The sequence below is a fragment of the Nocardia sp. Tas62D01 genome (assembly GCF_055232035.1).
Window position 1 is genome coordinate 1 of sequence record NZ_JBUYUZ010000002.1, and the last position, 17,464, is coordinate 17,464.

The window sequence follows — 17,464 nt, forward strand, 5'->3', positions numbered from 1 at the left end:
ATGCCGGTCAAACGACTGCTCGCCGCCCTCGTGCCCGAACTATCCCCGCACCTCATCGAGGACGACCGGTGGGAGGTCCCCGAACCGTTGGCGAAAGCGCTGGTCGAGCGGACCGGAGTCGATCCCGGACACCTGAAGACAATGACGTTGGGCGGGTGGACGCCGTGGTTGCTCGACAAAGCCGGCGTGCGCGATTTCGAAGCGCAGGAAGTGTTCGACACCTACGTGCGGCAGAACTCGGTGCTGCTGCGCCCCGGCGAGGCCGGCCGCAACCATGTGACCGAGCGGCGCTGGCGCGGGCCCTGGATGCCGGGTCCCGCATACCGGCAGCGGCACTGCCCAGTCTGCGCCACCGACCCCGCGCGGCCCCAGGCGCTGGCGTGGAAACTGCCGCTGGTGACCGGGTGTGCCGAGCACGGATGCCGCCTCATCGACAACCGCGATAGGTGGAAGCTTCTTCTTCCCGAACACGAACGCCTACAACCGATCCCGGTTCCCGAACCGCTGGCAAGGCTGGACCGTCTCACCTACGAGGGCCTGGCCACCGGCCAGGTTCGCCTGCCCGGCCGCCCGATCCACGTGGCCGTGTGGCTGCGGTTGTTGCGGAGCTTGCTGGACGAGGTCAGCCTGCTCGGTCGCCGCCAGCGTACGAAGGCGCGCCTCGAACTGATCTGGCAGAGCACCGGCCGCGGGCCGCGCGGCGGGCTGAGCGCCTGGAAACCCTACGAACTGATGGACCCGCCGACGCAGGAAGCGATGCGCCACGCGGCGGCGGTCGCGCTCGACCTCGTCGCGGCGCGGCGGATCACCGCCGACGGCGAGTTCGCCTCGGCGCTGGTGACCCCGCCGCACACCCCGGTGTACGAGGGCGACAGACCGACACCGCTGGTGACCGCCTGGAGGACCGCGATCACCGAGGTGACCGCGGCGATCGACCGCGCCCGCGTAGATCCGGCGACCGCGCAGCAGTTGCTCGCGCTGGCGACCCTGTCGGTCCGGACACTGGAGCACTTCGAGCGCGAACGCGACTTTCTCGTCATCCTCGGCATCTCCACCGACTTCCTGCCCACGACGACCGAGTACGCCACACGGCTGTGCCCGATGTGCGACGACGACGTCTTCGCGGTGATCCGCAAGATGGGCATGCGCCTGGACGACCTCCCCCAGTGGATCGGCGACCGACATGGCCTGTCGGTCCAGGCTCGCGAGCGCGCACCCGACCGCCGAAACGGATCCGTTGATGTCGTCAAATGACCCTTTGAAGACATGTAGTCAGTGCGGCTTCCGCGCCGTCCGGATCATGCGGAAACGGCGCAATCGATCCAATGCGGTCCGTTCCCGATTGACGACAGGGTTTGACGACAGATAGAACGGTGAATGGAAGCTAATCGGGTCGAGGTGAAAGGGCGCTGCGATGGCCGAACTCGTCTACACACGGGTGTCCACCGACGAGCAAAGCACCGCACGCCAGACCCACCTGATCGGCGAGGCCGGTCTCGTCGACGGCGCAGACGGTGTGCAATTGTTCGCCGACCCGGCCACCTCATCGAAGATCCCCGCACTCGAACGCGACGGGTTCCGTCGGCTGGCCGGATATGCGCGCCCCGGTGACCAGCTCACCGTGTCCGAGCTGTACCGGCTGTGCCGCGACCTCGCCGACATCCTCACCGTGCGCGACTGGTGCCGGCTGCACGGGGTGAAGCTGCGGGTCCTGTCCGGGGCGCTATCGGGCATCACCGATCTTGCCGCGGCCGACGCGACCACCACCATGCTGGTCAACGTGCTGATCTCGGTCGGCCAATTCCAGCGCGACCTGCAAAACGAACTCACCCGCGAGGGCCTGGCCGCCGCCTGGGCACAAGGCGCCCGATCCGGACGCCGCCCACAGGTCGCCACGAACGGGGCGTTGGACCAGGTACGCCAGGAATTCCGCGAAGGGGCGACAATCGCTGCTCTGGCCCGCCGGCACCAGGTGAGCCGAGTTGCGATCCGCACCGCCCTCGCCGACCTTCTGCCCGGCCGCCCCGAACAACCCGCACCCGCCCGCATGGACGAACCGGGCCCGATCCGGATCGAGATCCCGGGCAAGATCGCCCGCCACCTGACCGGCCATACCGCCGACCTCGGCGAAACCGAGCGCCGCGCTCTGCAACAGAGCCGGGAGATACGACGCGGACAGGGCTACAGCCTGCACGTCACCGCGCCGCCGCACGTCCACCGGACGCTACTGGCTGCTGCCGAAACAGTCGGTGAGAGCGCGTCGGCCGCCGACCGCAAGGCATACCGGATCTACCGGGATCGACTGCACAACGCGACTACATGATGATCATGAGCGGGTGTTCGGATGTGCCCCAACATCACACGCCCGCCTGCGCCGGGACGGGCTCATGGATGCGCCTCGCCCCTGTCGGGGTGCCACAACCAACCACCACTGGGGAGGCGATCGACGCGATCGGTTGAATGTGACTCGTACGATATCTATCTCATATTTTCTAGCTTTTGTCCGCACCAGCGGGCACAGAACGAATGTGGAGTAGATGCGCACACTCACCCAGGCAGTCAGGCTGGCCTTCGCCGCGTCGGCGGTCGTCGCTGGCTCAATAGCTGTGGCCGGCCCGGCGAATGCGGTAGCGACCCCGGCCGAGGCATGCGGCAGCAACTACCACGAAATCGATCACCACGACATCCCCGGCGCACGTATCCACCTGCTCTACAACGGCACCACCGACTGCGTAGTCACGACGAAGAACAACCCCGGAACCAAAACCATGATGTTGGCTTCCATCGCGAAAGACGTAGACGGAATTTACAGCAACATCAATGACGAGGGCGAATACACTAACTACGCTGGCCCGGTGAAGGTGACCGCTCCGGGTGTCTGCATCATCTGGGGAGGCGCCTCTGATCCGGGGTGGAACGTCTGGTATTCGGAGCCTTCGCACTGCCGCTGATCGCCGCCAAGCACATTTACGGCAGGATGCCCGCAATCCCAGGGACTGGTCGCGGGCATCCCTGGCTTCCTGCAGCTACTGCAGTCTGCCCTCTTTGTAACGCATCTCTGAACTTCGCCTTGCATCCCCGAACAGGCAAGTCGGAACTGACATCCGGTGACGAATTCTACTGACATCTCACTCTGGACTGCCTGCACCAGATCCCGGCCACACCGAACCAGCCGGTTTTCACCGGTGGAACATGATGATCCGCTCTATCTCATCGACCGAGCAGGCGACGGTCGTCGCGATCTCGGCTGGGGTCTGCCTCTGCTGGTACAACGTCAGAACGCGCACGTGCAGGGCCCGGGTCGCAGCCACGGGCCGGGACTGGCAGAGCCTTCCACACCCGTGCGGATCGAACATCTGCCGGCCGCGCGCAGACCTCGCCGCGGTGTTGTGGACGGTGTGGAATCAGCCGGGCCACGCGATCCAGGCGACATCGGTTTTGTCCCGGGACGCCGCTCATATCGAACGCCATCACCGACGGCCGCCAGTCATACGTCGGATCATCGTCATCGGGTTCGGACAGATAGTCCGCAATCGGGTAGTCGTCGGCGACGTCGAGATCGACATCGAGCGCGGCGGCCAGCGCCCACCGGACGTCGCTGCACTCCATCGACAGGGCCATACCCGCAGCGTATCCACATCGACCGACATCACGAACGACCACAAACCAAGCCGAGAAAAACGTCCGGCGCTGCCGACTCGATGGCCCGCCGGGCTGCACGCACCGCAACTGCCCGAATTGACTAGTTTAACCCGCGTTTAACCCTTCTGATGGCGTGCCCGCGTTCTCGAATCACCTCGCCCACTCGGTTCTGCCGCCCACTGTCGCTGTTCGGCAGGCCCCTGAATGCGCAGTGCAGAGCACTCCGAACATCAGTGCAGACAACTTCGAACATCGACAGATTCGGCAGGACGACCGCGCTGGACCAGTGTTCAACAAACGTGTCGAAAACGATTGGTGTTCAACAAGTCCTGTCGGACCTTTCTCGTACAGTCCGGGGCATGGCAGCCAGTCAGACCCGCGCCCTCGATATCGCCGAACCGCTCACCCTCGACGGTGACGCGCTCGATCCGATCGGCGGAGGCGGTGCCCTCGTCGGCTACGGGCGAGTGTCGACCAAAGGCCAGCTGCTCGACCGCCAGCTCGCCGCGCTCACCGCGGCCGGGTGCCAGCGGATCTTCACCGACAAGAAGTCCGGCAAGAACGCCGAGCGCGAAGAGTTGTGGGCTTGCCTGGATTACCTGCGCCCCGGCGACACCCTCGTGGTGCCGTCGCTGGATCGGCTCGGCCGCTCCCTGCAGGACCTGATCTCGATCGTCGCCGGACTTCGCAAGCGCGGCATCGGATTCCGGTCCCTGCACGAAGCCCTCGATACCACCACCCCGGGCGGCCGGTTGGTGTTCCATGTCTTCGCCGCGCTGGCGGAATTCATTCGCGAACTGATCGTCGACGGCACCAACGAGGGCCTGGCCGCCGCCCGCGCCCGCGGACAACGCCTCGGGCGGCCACCAGCCATGACCGCCGAACAGATCCGTCAGGCACGCGCCATCCTCACCCGACCGGAGGAAACGGTGTCGTCGGTAGCGAGGCTGCTCGGAGTCTCGCGCGGCACCCTCTACAAACACATCCCCGAACTCGGCAGCGGTGCACGCGTGGCCATCGAGAGCTGACCACCGGTAGGGGCGGAGATGTGAACCTCGGCGGGGGTCAGCGTCCGGCCGGGCTGGTCAGACCGCGCGCTCAAGCATCGTGAACTTTAGCGCCGGATTTCACGACTTCGGTCTTCCCGACCGTTAAAACGCCTGGCCGGAGGCGGTTTCATTCGGCTAGCGCCGGATTCCGGGTGCCTGGACCTCCCCCGATTGCCGGCGAATTCAGCGCACCCGCACCCCGCATCATACGATTGTCCCCGGCCAGCCACAGGCTGGCCGGGGACGACACGCGAATAATTCAGTAGTCCTCCTGAGGCTTAAACCGTGACACCGAATGCGCCGGTGGGGACGCTGGCGACCAAGGTGGGGCTACCGCCGCCGATCGGTGCCGACACCACCCTCAGGTTGCCGCTGTCGGTGATGAACAGGGTGCTACCGGAAACGGTGACATCGACAGGGCCCGACAGACCGGTCGTCACCAGGGGGGTTACCGCGCCGCCGGTTACCGGCACCGACACCACCCTGTTGGCCCCGAATTCGGCGATGTAGAGGGTGTTACCGACGCGGGCCAGACCCATGGGCGCATTCAGGCCGGTCACCACGGGGGTTGCTATGCCGCCGGTTGCCGGCATCGAATACACCGTGCCGGGGTTGATGCCATCGCTGGCGTAGACAAGGCCGGGGCCATAGATGTAGGGCAGCGGGTTGCTCGTGCCGTCCAGATTTGCGGTGACGGTGACGTTTACCGTGCCCGTCCCAGGCGGGGCGATGGCCGTGATCTGGGTATTGGAGTCGATGGTGAATGTGGTTGCCGTCGTGCCGAAGCGCACAGTCAACGGACCGACACCGCTGAACCCGGAGCCGGTGATCACCACAGAGTTGAAACCCGATACAGGGCCGAAAGAAGGTGTAAGAGTAGTGAGAACAGGTGCCATGGGTCTACCGCCAAACGGTGAGGGGGTGAAAGGGTTATCCTGCAGCGGATGCCGATCTTGTCGTGACACCGCTATATCCAGTAACCCTCCAGCCGAGGCACTTCGGCAATGAACCCCCGGATCCATCTTCGGATGAACCCGGATCCGGACCGATCGGTCAAATCAGTTGCGGGCCGGGTGGGTCCGGGAGGGATCGGATTCAGCCCCCGAGGGGCTCCGCTACGTCTGCGCGCTGAGTCGCGCCGAGCTTCTCCAGGATGTTGTGCACCGATCGGTTCGCCCGACGATCACGGCGATCGCATGGCTACCCAAGCCGATAGCGATGTGATCGGCGACCCGCAACTCGCGCGATCTCCCACGGCCGCCGCAGGTCTGGGTCGGTGTGGGTGGTCTCGATGCATCAGCCCCGCCTCGATCACCGCACGCGCAAGCAAGACCGGTCGGTTATTCGGTTGTCTCGCAACAGCTTCCCGTCATCAGCCTGTTCGGGCCCCGGTGCCGGATTACCAGCTTTCGCCAGATCAGGCCGAACGGTCCGGATCTGGGTTCATCCGAAGATGGATCCGGGGATTCATTGCCCGGGTACCTGTGTCGGGGCGTTACTGAATGTAGCCACCCCATCACAAGAGTCGGCACCCCACGGTGCAGAGGACCGATATGACCCGGTCCCACGGTCAAGCCCGTAGGGCTCACCGATGTGGGAGCCCATCGACCGCGGGGCCTGCTGTTGGCGGTGGGGCGGTTACACCGACGTCACCGACGTCATTGGAGGACGGTCATGCTCAGAGGTCTCGATTACGCGGGGGGCCGCCCCGACCCCGCCGCTATCGCCGCGGCCGGATACAGCTTTGTCTGCCGCTATCTGACCGACGGGGGCCCGGGTCTGCCCGGCAAGCTGCTGCTGCCCGCCGAGGCCGCCGCATTGGGTGCCAACGGCATCGACATCGTCGCCAACTGGGAAACCACCGCCGACGCCGCACTCGGCGGCTACGCCCGGGGCGTCACCGACGCGGAAGCCGCCCTCGCTCGAGTGATCGCGTGCGGCGGATCACCGAACCGACCTATCTACTTCTCGGTCGATTTCGACGCGACGCCGCAACAACAGGACGCCATCAACGCCTACCTCACCGGCATCGGGTCCGTGCTCGGCGTCGCGCACACCGGCATCTACGCGGGCTATTGGCCGTTGTCACGCGCCCTCGATGCCGGTGTCGCGCAGTGGGGCTGGCAGACCGAGGCATGGTCGGGCGGCAACCTCGACCCGCGAGCACAGATCATCCAACGCAACAGCTGGGGCTACGCAACCGTCGACGGCGTCGGATGCGACATCAACGAATCCACCGTCAGCGACTACGGCCAATGGTCGGTGACCGAACCCGAGCAGGACACGATGCCTTCCAACATGCCGTCAACCGGCTGGCTCGACGCCACGGTCCCCACCCAATACAACGCCCAGGGCCAGCTGGTGGCGCCTGACGGCAGCAACGGCCCGAACGTGGGGATGCCGGTCTGGCAACTGCTGTCATGGCTCGATGGCCGCGTCGCCCGCGCCGAAACAGCGTTGTCGGCCCTGCAGGCCCAGAACGCGACCCTGATCACCCTGCTCGACCGGGTCGCCGCGAAAGTGGGTGCGTAATGGTCCGGATCGCCCCCTGCTACCACGCCATCATCACCGGGGTCGGTGAGATGATCACCACCACCACCGCGATCATCGCGCTGATCAGTCTCGCGCCCACGCAGTACCACGGTGTCGCTGTCGTCCTGTCGATCGCGCTCGCGGTGCTCGGTATCGCCAAAACCGCTCTCATCCGGCTCATCAGGAACGAGCCGCTCATCGAGCGGATCGACGCCATGATCCAAGACGCCGCACCTGCGATCGAGGCGATCCACAAGGCCGCGATCGCGATCACCCGGCATGCGCACGCGACGCCACCGCTGACATTGCCGCCACAACCGTCCGTCTCCCAGCCCGGACCCGACCCACAGCCGAACGAATCGGAGCAGTGATCTCCCATGCGGCGCCGATACAGCCCACACCTAGCGGTCAGTCCCGGCGGCGTCTGCGGTCAGCGCCAGAGTCGGCCGCAACGTCCTGCCCGGCCGGTGGACCTTCCAGATCGTCGAGGACGTCGCCAGTTCGGTAGAAGCGGCGCTTGCCGCGGTCCTCATGGATGGTGTGAGCGTCGAGGAATTCCCGGTATTGGGTGACGGTCTTTCCGGCGAGCCCGGCGAGTCGGGCGATCTCGCCGAGCGTGCGGAGCTGGTTCGGGTCGCCGTCGACCGTGAGGGCCTGCGGTTGATGCTCGCTGTTCCAGGTGGCGAGGAACTCGGGGTCGCCGTAGCATCGGCGGAAAAACAACGGAAATGCTGGTCAGAGGCGGTCTTTCGCGCTGAAAGGCGTGGCGCTCGGGTCTACCTCAGCGTCACATCCAGCGGGCATTCGAAGTGCGTCAGAATAGGCCGCCCACCAGGTATTTCCTGACGGCTGTCCAGCGGGCCCTGAGACTTCGGATTGACATCCGATGATCCGGGCCGCGTCATATCCGCCCGAAATTCGGCGAGTTCTACGGGAACCCCAACTGACGCCCTACATCCCCATCATCGAATATCGGTAACGAAAGTCAGTGGTGATACGAAAGTCGTCTTGCCCGTCGCCTGCGACGGGCAAGACGACCTCCTGGCTAACTGGGCTCAGAGGAGACAGGCAGCAGCCTTGAGTTTGGCGTACACCTGGTCGGAGACAGTGATGGTGGCGCCAGCACGGACAGTCGCCAGCGCATCCAAGACCACCCCGGTTTGGACGGAGCAATCCAGCAGTTTTGCGGTGACGGTGATGGTTTGGTCGGCGTATGCCGCACCGGCTCCAAGGATGGTTGAACAGGCGAGTGCCAGACCGATAGCACATGTTTTGACGAATCGCACGGGTGTCCTCCTTCGAATCGAAGTCGTGCACTACTTGCGTTGGTCTCTCGTCCGGGTGGTCGAACTGGGTACTGAAGGCGTCTGTCGTCCCGGGCCGACGTCTCGCCACCCGCATTTGCAGGCTCCAACAATAGGTGTTGTCTTATCTGCCGGCCGAGCGCGTCGAAAGCAGCGGCGATTCGTCACATAGATCCGGATAACGCGGTTGATGGGGGTCGAGGGCCAAGTGAGCGAAATCCGGCGCTAAGCAAACGAGGTTTCTGGATGCTGCTGGGCGGCAATGGGTTCGAACGTGATGCTGTGATGCTGCTACTGGTAAGGGCCCGTATACAAGTGTTCGGTATTCGGCACCATCGCCATGGATCTGTCGGCTCGGAAGATTCGCTGTCACGGGACAACAGGACCACGCCAATCCGACGATTTGCCTCATGTTCAATGAGACGAACCCGCCATTCGCCGTCTCGATATGTTGAGGCACCACAGGTCAACGCCAGTGAGGTGCCTCAATTTCGATAAGACAGGACAACTCCACCCCACCCAGCCTCAACCGCATCCGAACGCTCGACGGCGGTAACTCCGCTCAACCCGCCTCGCTATCGCCGTTGGCCGGTCGGTTGCTGCTCAAGCCCCGTGTTCGCGTTCGCCAGACGATCGCTTTCCGAACACGTGGCACTCAGCTTCCCGATCACGATAGATCCGCCACCGCGGCGAAATACTCCTGGTGCACCCGGTTGAGGACATCGTGCTCGCGGGCCTCGAACGTCGACGTTCCGGCCGTTCGGATCAGCTGGGTCAACTCGTCCACCATCGCCTGCTATCGAGCCACGCGGTCTGTGCTTGTCATGCGCGACACGCTATCGACCTGTTCGCCGACGATCTGGAAAAGGTACTACACCCGGTCGCGGCCCCTTTCCGGCGTATTCGGTTGCCACCCCCAGTAACGCCCCTGCACCGGTACCCGGGCAATGAATCCCCGGATCCGTTTTCGGGTGAACCCAGATCCGGACCGATCGGTCAAATCGGTGCGGGCCGGGTGGTCCGGGAGAGATCGGATTCAGCTGCCGAGGGGCTTCGTACGTCTGCGCGCTGGGCCGCGCCGAGTTTTGCCAGGATGTGGTGCACATGATTCTTTACGGTGCACAACTCGATTCCCAAGCGTGTGGCGATCGCACGGTTACTCAGTCCGAGCGCGATGTGATCGGCGACCTCCAACTCGCGCGCGGTCAGCCGCGGGCGGTGGAGGCGATGGTCGTTGGCGAGAGTGGCGACTCGACGCATCAGCCCGGCCGCGATAACCGGTGAGCACAGCGTTTCTCCCTGTGCCACATGCCATACCACCGCAATGAGATCCTCGATGGATCCTTCGCGCGGGACGTATCCGATCACCCCTGATTCCGCACAGGCGACGACACTCTGCTCGGTTTCGGGGAGCGCGAGAGCGACTATCTTGATCTCTGGTAATTCTCTGGAGAATAGGCGTGCGGCCGCCGAACTGCTCACCGCGGACATGTCCAACAGGAGGATATGCGGAACGACTCGATGAGCGAGACGGAGTCCGTCGACGACCTGCTCGCACGTGGCGACCTCCTCGATGCCGCCGAGCGCGGACAGCACCGACGCCACCCCCTCGCGGTACAGCCGGATCGGCGCGACGATGACTATCCGCAAGGAAAATTCTCCGCATCGGCGAACGGCGTGCGTCTCATTGAACATCGCCAACCTCCCCCCAGCCGTCCCTCCGCGCGGAGCATGCTTCCCATTCTCGCGCGCTCGCCGCAGGTCAACGAGGCTGCGGCGAGGGGACATCCATGGGACAACCGCATGACCGCCAGCAACCGGCCGGGAACCCATGAGCGTCGAATCAGGTGTCGTGTCCAGAGAATGTTGGCGAGGTCCAGAGAATGTTGGTGAGTGCGTGGCGAAGTCCAGGGGACCCAAGAGAGTCGGGTTGGACAGCAAGGGTTTTCGACATGTTTTTTAGACACTCGTCCGACGAGATCGACCGGGGTTTCGGCCTCATCTGCGTGGTGTCGGTAAACCGATCGGTTTAGGGGTACCGGTAGTTTTCGCGCAAAAAACAACGGAAATGGACGTATCCCCTGTTCAGCGCTCTGGGGCTGGCACAGATAGCAGGGTCGACTCGCGCGCTGCGCGAGAGGTGTTGCCGCTGGTCGGTTCTGGTGTCGCCAGGGGATAACAGGCCCCTATCCATGGCGACAGGCAACTTCGTTGGATTTCCGCCATTGCTACCGGGACCCCGATCACCTTGGAAAGGTCGGTACCCCACCCGTCCTCGTCGGGATGCACCCGCGCAAACACCGGCGCCGTGTACTGCACCCACCGAACGGGCGACCGGCCGAACCCGAAAACGGATACAAACCGGACGAAAACGGACCGGGAATGCATTGCCAAAGTGCCTCCGCTGGAGGGTTACTGGGTATAAGCGGTGTCACGACCCAGGCCTGTGCTGCTGCGGGACAACCCTTTTCGCTGATCACTGATTAGAGGCAAGAAATGGCACCTGCAATCACCTCGCTGACACCCTCGTCCGGCCCTGCAGCGGGTTTCAACTCTGTAATCATCACCGGCTCCGGATTCAGCGGTGTCGGTCCCTTGACTGTCCGGTTCGGCACGACGGCAACCACATTCACCATCGACTCCAATACCCAGATCACCGCCATCGCCCCGCCTGGAACCGGCACGGTGAACGTCACCGTACAGGCACTGCTGGACGGCACGAGCAACCCGCTGCCCTACACCTATGCTGCGGTTCCTACCTTGACCAGCATCAGTCCGGCCTCGGGGTCGGCGGCCGGTGGGACCACGGTCGTGCTCACCGGGACGAACCTGACCGGTGCGACCGCAGTGAGCTTCGGTGGCACACCGGCGACTTCGTTCACCGTCAACTCGTCGACGCAGATCACGGCGGTGACGCCTGCCCATTCAGTCGGGACGGTGTCAGTTACGGTCACCACAGCCAGCGGAACCAGCAACGGCGTCTCCTACACCTACGTCGCAGTCCCCACCCTGGCTACGGTCGTGCCGAATGTCGGTTCGGTGACCGGTGGGACCACCGTCGTGCTCACCGGAACGGGACTGACCGGAGCCACCGCAGTGAATTTCGGTGCCACCCCGGCGACTTCGTTCGTCGTGAACTCCGCCACGCAGATCACCGCCGTCGCTCCCGCCGGTGCGGCCGGGACTGTACTGGTCACGGTCACCACCGTGGGTGGAACCAGCACCGGGGTCTCCTACACCTACGTCGCGGTGCCCACCCTCACCACAATCGCCCCGAACGCCGGTCCGGTGGCAGGTGGGACCACGGTCGTGCTGACCGGCACAGCCCTGACCGGTGCGACCGCGGTCAGTTTCGGTGGGACACCGGCAACCTCGTTCACCGTCAACTCGTCGACGCAGATCACCGCCGTCGCCCCAGCCGGTGCGGCCGGAACGATACTGGTCACCGTCACCACCGTGGGTGGAACCAGCAACGGGGTCTCCTACACCTATGCGGCGGTGCCGACGCTGACCACGGTGGTGCCCAACGCCGGTCCGGTGGCCGGTGGGACGACAGTCGTGCTCACCGGAACGGGACTGACGGGTGCCACCGCGGTGAGTTTCGGTGGCACACCGGCGACTTCGTTCACCGTCAACTCGTCGACGCAGATCACCGCCGCCACCCCGGCAGGAACCGGAACCGTGCTGGTCACCGCGACCACACCAGGTGGCACCAGCAACGCGGTCGCCTACACCTATGTGGCGGTTCCCACCCTGACCGGCATCGCTCCCAATTCCGGGCCGGTGACCGGCGGGACGACCGTCACCCTCACCGGGACGAACCTGTCGGGTGCGACAGGGGTGAGTTTCGGTGGCACACCGGCGGCGTCGTTCGCCGTGGACTCCGCGACCCAGATCACGGCGGTGACGCCTGCTGGGTCGGCCGGGACCGTGTCGGTGGCTGTCACCACTGTGGGTGGGACGAGTAATGGTGTCGCCTACACCTATGTGGCGGCGCCCGCGCTGACCGGCATCGCTCCCAATTCCGGGCCGGTGTCCGGTGGTACGACGGTCGTGCTCACGGGTACGAACCTGTCGGGTGCGACAGCAGTCAATTTCGGTGCCACACCGGCGGCGTCGTTCACGGTCAACTCGTCGACGCAGATCACCGCCGTCACCCCAGCCCATTCGGCCGGGACGGTGCTGGTCACCGTCACCACCGGAGGTGGAACTGTTGACGGTGTCTCCTTCACCTATGCCGCGGTTCCCACCCTGACCGCGATCAGTCCGACTTCCGGGTTGGTGGCCGGCGGGACGACCGTCACCCTCACCGGGACGAACCTGTCGGGTGCGACAGGGGTGAGTTTCGGTGGCACACCGGCGGCGTCGTTCGCCGTGGACTCCGCGACCCAGATCACGGCGGTGACGCCTGCCGGGTCGGCCGGGACCGTGTCGGTGGCTGTCACCACTGTGGGTGGGACGAGTAATGGTGTCGCCTACACCTATGTGGCGGCGCCCGCGCTGACCGGCATCGCTCCCAATTCCGGGCCGGTGTCCGGTGGTACGACGGTCGTGCTCACGGGTACGAACCTGTCGGGTGCGACAGCAGTCAATTTCGGTGCCACACCGGCGGCGTCGTTCACGGTCAACTCGTCGACGCAGATCACCGCCGTCACCCCAGCCCATTCGGCCGGGACGGTGCTGGTCACCGTCACCACCGGAGGTGGAACTGTTGACGGTGTCTCCTTCACCTATGCCGCGGTTCCCACCCTGACCGCGATCAGTCCGACTTCCGGGTTGGTGGCCGGCGGGACGACCGTCACCCTCACCGGGACGAACCTGTCGGGTGCGACAGGGGTGAGTTTCGGTGGCACACCGGCGGCGTCGTTCGCCGTGGACTCCGCGACCCAGATCACGGCGGTGACGCCTGCCGGGTCGGCCGGGACCGTGTCGGTGGCTGTCACCACTGTGGGTGGGACGAGTAATGGTGTCGCCTACACCTATGTCGCAGTGCCGACTTTGATCACGGTGGTGCCGAACGTCGGTCCGGTGACCGGCGGGACAACGGTCGTGCTCACCGGGACGGGGCTGTCGGGTGCGACAGCAGTCAATTTCGGTGCCACACCGGCAGCGTCGTTCACCGTGGACTCCGCAACACAGATCACCGCGGTCACCCCGGCAGGAACCGGAACCGTGCTGGTCACCGCGACCACACCAGGTGGCACCAGCAACGCGGTCGCCTACACCTATGTGGCGGCGCCCGCGCTGACCGGCATCGCTCCCAATTCCGGGCCGGTGACCGGCGGGACAACGGTCGTGCTCACCGGGACGGGGCTGTCGGGTGCGAGTGTGGTCACTTTCGGTGCCACACCGGCGGTGTCGTTCACCGTGGACTCGTCGACCCAGATCACTGCGTTCGCCCCGGCGGGGGTCGGGACCGTGTCGGTGGCTGTCACCACTGTGGGCGGGACGAGTAATGGTGTCGCCTACACCTATGTCGCAGTGCCGACTTTGATCACGGTGGTGCCGAACGTCGGTCCGGTGACCGGCGGGACAACGGTCGTGCTCACCGGGACGGGGCTGTCGGGTGCGACAGCAGTCAATTTCGGTGCCACACCGGCAGCGTCGTTCACCGTGGACTCGGCAACGCAGATCACCGCGGTCACCCCGGCAGGAACCGGAACCGTGCTGGTCACCGCGACCACACCAGGTGGCACCAGCAACGCGGTCGCCTACACCTATGTGGCGGTTCCCACCCTGACCGGCATCGCTCCCAATTCCGGGCCGGTGACCGGCGGGACAACGGTCGTGCTCACCGGGACGGGGCTGTCGGGTGCGAGTGTGGTCACTTTCGGTGCCACACCGGCGGTGTCGTTCACCGTGGACTCGTCGACCCAGATCACTGCGTTCGCCCCGGCGGGGGTCGGGACCGTGTCGGTGGCTGTCACCACTGTGGGCGGGACGAGTAATGGTGTCGCCTACACCTATGTCGCAGTGCCGACTTTGATCACGGTGGTGCCGAACGTCGGTCCGGTGACCGGCGGGACAACGGTCGTGCTCACCGGGACGGGGCTGTCGGGTGCGACAGCAGTCAATTTCGGTGCCACACCGGCAGCGTCGTTCACGGTCAACTCGGCAACGCAGATCACCGCGGTCACCCCGGCAGGAACCGGAACCGTGCTGGTCACCGCGACCACACCAGGTGGCACCAGCAACGCGGTCGCCTACACCTATGTGGCGGTTCCCACCCTGACCGGCATCGCTCCCAATTCCGGGCCGGTGACCGGCGGGACAACGGTCGTGCTCACCGGGACGGGGCTGTCGGGTGCGAGTGTGGTCACTTTCGGTGCCACACCGGCGGTGTCGTTCACCGTGGACTCGTCGACCCAGATCACTGCGTTCGCCCCGGCGGGGGTCGGGACCGTGTCGGTGGCTGTCACCACTGTGGGCGGGACGAGTAATGGTGTCGCCTACACCTATGTCGCGGTGCCGACTTTGATCACGGTGGTGCCGAACGTCGGTCCGGTGACCGGCGGGACAACGGTCGTGCTCACCGGGACGGGGCTGTCGGGTGCGACAGCAGTCAATTTCGGTGCCACACCGGCAGCGTCGTTCACGGTCAACTCGGCAACGCAGATCACCGCGGTCACCCCGGCAGGAACCGGAACCGTGCTGGTCACCGCGACCACACCAGGTGGCACCAGCAACGCGGTCGCCTACACCTATGTGGCGGCGCCCGCGCTGACCGGCATCGCTCCCAATTCCGGGCCGGTGACCGGCGGGACAACGGTCGTGCTCACCGGGACGGGGCTGTCGGGTGCGAGTGTGGTCACTTTCGGTGCCACACCGGCGGTGTCGTTCACCGTGGACTCGTCGACCCAGATCACTGCGTTCGCCCCGGCGGGGGTCGGGACCGTGTCGGTGGCTGTCACCACTGTGGGCGGGACGAGTAATGGTGTCGCCTACACCTATGTCGCAGTGCCGACTTTGATCACGGTGGTGCCGAACGTCGGTCCGGTGACCGGCGGGACAACGGTCGTGCTCACCGGGACGGGGCTGTCGGGTGCGACAGCAGTCAATTTCGGTGCCACACCGGCAGCGTCGTTCACCGTGGACTCCGCAACACAGATCACCGCGGTCACCCCGGCAGGAACCGGAACCGTGCTGGTCACCGCGACCACACCAGGTGGCACCAGCAACGCGGTCGCCTACACCTATATCTGACCGCTGTAGTTCGGCTGGGCCGTCGGTGCGCTATTGCCGACGGCCCAGCCGCGTCGCGGTAGAAGGGGGTCGAGGAGCAGATCCGCCCGATCCGGCGCCAGCGGCTGAAAGTCGAGCGGCGATGGGCTGTCAGTGGTGTTGGACTGTACCCCAGATAGGCGGCGATTGCCGATAGCTCAACTGCTCGGTGGCGTTTGCTTGGGTGGGTAGGGGTGAAAGATTGTCAGGGGCGCGCGACGTACGCGGCAGCGCTGGAATGCTGCCGATATGGCATTCCGGAACAATCCCAAGATCCTGCTGGTGACGGGTTGCGTAGTCACCGTGCTTTGGATAGGCGTCATCGCAGGTTCCGTCTGGTTGGTAGCGGCGACTGATTGGTCGATTGTCCTTGGTTGTCTCTACGCGATGCAATGCGTCTTGTTCGGACTGATCGTTGTTCGGATCTGGCGAGGGTATCTTCTCGCCCGCCGATACCGCAGCGGCAGCACAGACCATCCGCGCGGCATCACGACCCGTTATCGCTGAGGTCCTGGATTACGTGCGTTCGCTGGCCTGGTGGCGACTGAACGGGGGTTGGTAGGGGTCCCGGTAGTAATCGCCGAAAAAACAACGGATATAGGCGTTGTCGCCGGTCAGCGACGGTGTATCGCTAACCCCCGAAGGGTCGAATTTGCCGCGTACACGGCATGCGTTACAGGCTCGAACTGTGGAAACACGTTGGGGCTGACAGTGTCTCGCGAACGAAGGTCTGCGGACACACCTGTTGCGGACTCGCATCGGATGCTGGCTTCTCGCGACCCATTGGACTGAGCCTGGAGCATCAACAAGTCGCCATCGCTGCTGGTCCAGCCAACTTCGTTGTTTTTCGCGCGATTACTACCGGAACCCCTAGAACTGCCAATAATCCGGGGAGCCACCGTGAACACAGCGACGCTGACCGAGGACGAGCGCCTGGCGCTGGCCGCCGTGGGCGGCTGGATCATCGCCGATGCCCTCGCGGGCCGGGATGAGAGCCTGTGGGACTCGCACGCCGGCGGGTCGCTCGACGACCTCGTGCTCATGCTCCGGCCCGGCTGGCGCGGCAAGATGTACAAAGCCGACAAGGGCTCACTGTGGATCGGCCAGGGCCTGGCCCGTGGCACCGGCCAGGCCGTCGCCCGGGTGACCCGCTGCCGACTCGCCACCTACGCCGCGAGCCTGCCCGCGCACATGCGCGAGCAGCTGCGCGCCGACCGCCGGACCCGCACCTACGCCGAGACGACTCGGCTGATCTGGTGGGCCCTCGACCTCGGTCGCCCACCTGCGGAGGTCCGCCCGGCCATGGCCTCCTACCGAGCCACCCCAGCCGGTCCGAGCCCGGTCCGGCAGCGCGCCGCGCTCGGCAGTCCTGCAACTGCTACCGTCCAGACCGTGACCACCGACCGCGCACCCGAGACCGTGTCCGCCGCCGACCGCGTCGCAGAGCTGCGCGCCGCTTGGTCGGCAGGAAAGCCCCTCACCGGCGGCAGCCTGTTCGGGCTGCCCGCGCTGCCGGACGGCGACGTGTGGGCCGACATCGCCGGGGCGACCGTCATCACCGGGCTGCACGCCAAGACGATCACGTCCTACCTCGCGCGTGACAAGCCGAAGTCGCACCCGTTCCCCAAGCCGTCGCAGTACCTCGGCCGGAACTACTGGCCTGCCTCGGTACTGCTCGCCTGGGCCGCCGAGCAAAACGACAGCTGACAGAATTCC

Annotated in this window: 13 protein-coding genes; 9 read left to right on the forward strand and 4 right to left on the reverse strand. The window is 65.3% G+C overall.

Annotated features, from left to right (window positions below):
• From ACV7NQ_RS47480 to ACV7NQ_RS47495, 4 genes are all read left to right on the forward strand, one after another.
• Positions 1–1,254, forward strand: a 1,254-nt coding sequence (locus tag ACV7NQ_RS47480) for a TniQ family protein (protein ID WP_463366158.1), incomplete at its 5' end; no start/stop codon positions are given.
• A 160-nt stretch (positions 1,255–1,414) separates the two neighbouring features.
• Positions 1,415–2,323 carry a recombinase family protein gene (locus ACV7NQ_RS47485; protein WP_463357686.1) on the forward strand — a complete coding sequence of 303 codons (909 nt, stop codon included), beginning with the start codon at positions 1,415–1,417 and terminating at the stop codon, positions 2,321–2,323.
• Positions 2,324–2,537: 214 nt separating this feature from the next.
• On the forward strand, positions 2,538–2,951 hold the full coding sequence (locus ACV7NQ_RS47490; protein WP_463357687.1) for a hypothetical protein: 414 nt from the start codon (positions 2,538–2,540) through the stop codon (positions 2,949–2,951).
• A gap of 1,050 nt (positions 2,952–4,001) precedes the next feature.
• Entirely contained in the window at positions 4,002–4,670 is a 669-nt protein-coding gene (locus tag ACV7NQ_RS47495) for a recombinase family protein (protein WP_463366159.1), read from the forward strand.
• Between the two features lie 299 nt (positions 4,671–4,969).
• On the opposite strand, the gene ACV7NQ_RS47500 is transcribed toward ACV7NQ_RS47495, so the two are convergent.
• Complete coding sequence (locus tag ACV7NQ_RS47500) at positions 4,970–5,713, reverse strand: IPT/TIG domain-containing protein (protein WP_463366160.1); 744 nt, start codon at positions 5,711–5,713, stop codon at positions 4,970–4,972.
• Positions 5,714–6,365: 652 nt separating this feature from the next.
• Here ACV7NQ_RS47500 and ACV7NQ_RS47505 point away from each other — a divergent pair.
• Both ACV7NQ_RS47505 and ACV7NQ_RS47510 read left to right on the forward strand, forming a co-directional pair.
• The gene (locus ACV7NQ_RS47505) at positions 6,366–7,223 is read left to right on the forward strand and encodes a glycoside hydrolase domain-containing protein (protein WP_463366161.1); all 858 of its coding nucleotides are present in this window, start codon (positions 6,366–6,368) and stop codon (positions 7,221–7,223) included.
• Entirely contained in the window at positions 7,223–7,594 is a 372-nt protein-coding gene (locus ACV7NQ_RS47510; protein WP_463366162.1) for a hypothetical protein, read from the forward strand. The genes ACV7NQ_RS47505 and ACV7NQ_RS47510 overlap by 1 nt, the downstream gene beginning before the upstream one ends.
• Before the next feature lie 37 nt (positions 7,595–7,631).
• On the opposite strand, the gene ACV7NQ_RS47515 is transcribed toward ACV7NQ_RS47510, so the two are convergent.
• The 3 genes from ACV7NQ_RS47515 to ACV7NQ_RS47525 all read right to left on the reverse strand — a co-directional run bounded on the left by ACV7NQ_RS47515 (position 7,632) and on the right by ACV7NQ_RS47525 (position 10,177).
• The gene (locus tag ACV7NQ_RS47515; RefSeq protein WP_463366163.1) at positions 7,632–7,946 is read right to left on the reverse strand and encodes a hypothetical protein; all 315 of its coding nucleotides are present in this window, start codon (positions 7,944–7,946) and stop codon (positions 7,632–7,634) included.
• Positions 7,947–8,278: 332 nt separating this feature from the next.
• Positions 8,279–8,509 (reverse strand): hypothetical protein, encoded by a 231-nt coding sequence (locus tag ACV7NQ_RS47520; protein WP_463366164.1) that lies wholly within the window; start codon positions 8,507–8,509, stop codon positions 8,279–8,281.
• Positions 8,510–9,523: 1,014 nt separating this feature from the next.
• A complete protein-coding gene (locus tag ACV7NQ_RS47525) occupies positions 9,524–10,177 on the reverse strand; it encodes a LuxR C-terminal-related transcriptional regulator (protein ID WP_463366165.1) in 654 nt (217 codons plus the stop codon).
• 846 nt (positions 10,178–11,023) lie between these two features.
• On the opposite strand from ACV7NQ_RS47525, the gene ACV7NQ_RS47530 reads away from it, so the two are divergent.
• The 3 genes from ACV7NQ_RS47530 to ACV7NQ_RS47540 all read left to right on the forward strand — a co-directional run bounded on the left by ACV7NQ_RS47530 (position 11,024) and on the right by ACV7NQ_RS47540 (position 17,455).
• Complete coding sequence (locus ACV7NQ_RS47530; RefSeq protein WP_463366166.1) at positions 11,024–15,730, forward strand: beta strand repeat-containing protein; 4,707 nt, start codon at positions 11,024–11,026, stop codon at positions 15,728–15,730.
• Between the two features lie 267 nt (positions 15,731–15,997).
• Positions 15,998–16,255, forward strand: a complete 258-nt coding sequence (locus ACV7NQ_RS47535; RefSeq protein WP_463366167.1) for a hypothetical protein — start codon at positions 15,998–16,000, stop codon at positions 16,253–16,255.
• A gap of 393 nt (positions 16,256–16,648) precedes the next feature.
• Entirely contained in the window at positions 16,649–17,455 is an 807-nt protein-coding gene (locus tag ACV7NQ_RS47540; RefSeq protein ID WP_463366168.1) for a hypothetical protein, read from the forward strand.
• The last annotated feature ends 9 nt before the right edge of the window (positions 17,456–17,464 follow it).

Coding starts and splice junctions, on each gene's coding strand:
- ACV7NQ_RS47490 (WP_463357687.1), top strand. CDS start 2,538: ATGCGCACACTCACCCAGGCAGTCAGGCTGGCCTTCGCCGCGTCGGCG.
- ACV7NQ_RS47500 (WP_463366160.1), bottom strand. CDS start 5,713: ATGGATCCGGGGGTTCATTGCCGAAGTGCCTCGGCTGGAGGGTTACTG.
- ACV7NQ_RS47535 (WP_463366167.1), top strand. CDS start 15,998: ATGGCATTCCGGAACAATCCCAAGATCCTGCTGGTGACGGGTTGCGTA.
- ACV7NQ_RS47510 (WP_463366162.1), top strand. CDS start 7,223: ATGGTCCGGATCGCCCCCTGCTACCACGCCATCATCACCGGGGTCGGT.
- ACV7NQ_RS47495 (WP_463366159.1), top strand. CDS start 4,002: ATGGCAGCCAGTCAGACCCGCGCCCTCGATATCGCCGAACCGCTCACC.
- ACV7NQ_RS47485 (WP_463357686.1), top strand. CDS start 1,415: ATGGCCGAACTCGTCTACACACGGGTGTCCACCGACGAGCAAAGCACC.
- ACV7NQ_RS47505 (WP_463366161.1), top strand. CDS start 6,366: ATGCTCAGAGGTCTCGATTACGCGGGGGGCCGCCCCGACCCCGCCGCT.
- ACV7NQ_RS47530 (WP_463366166.1), top strand. CDS start 11,024: ATGGCACCTGCAATCACCTCGCTGACACCCTCGTCCGGCCCTGCAGCG.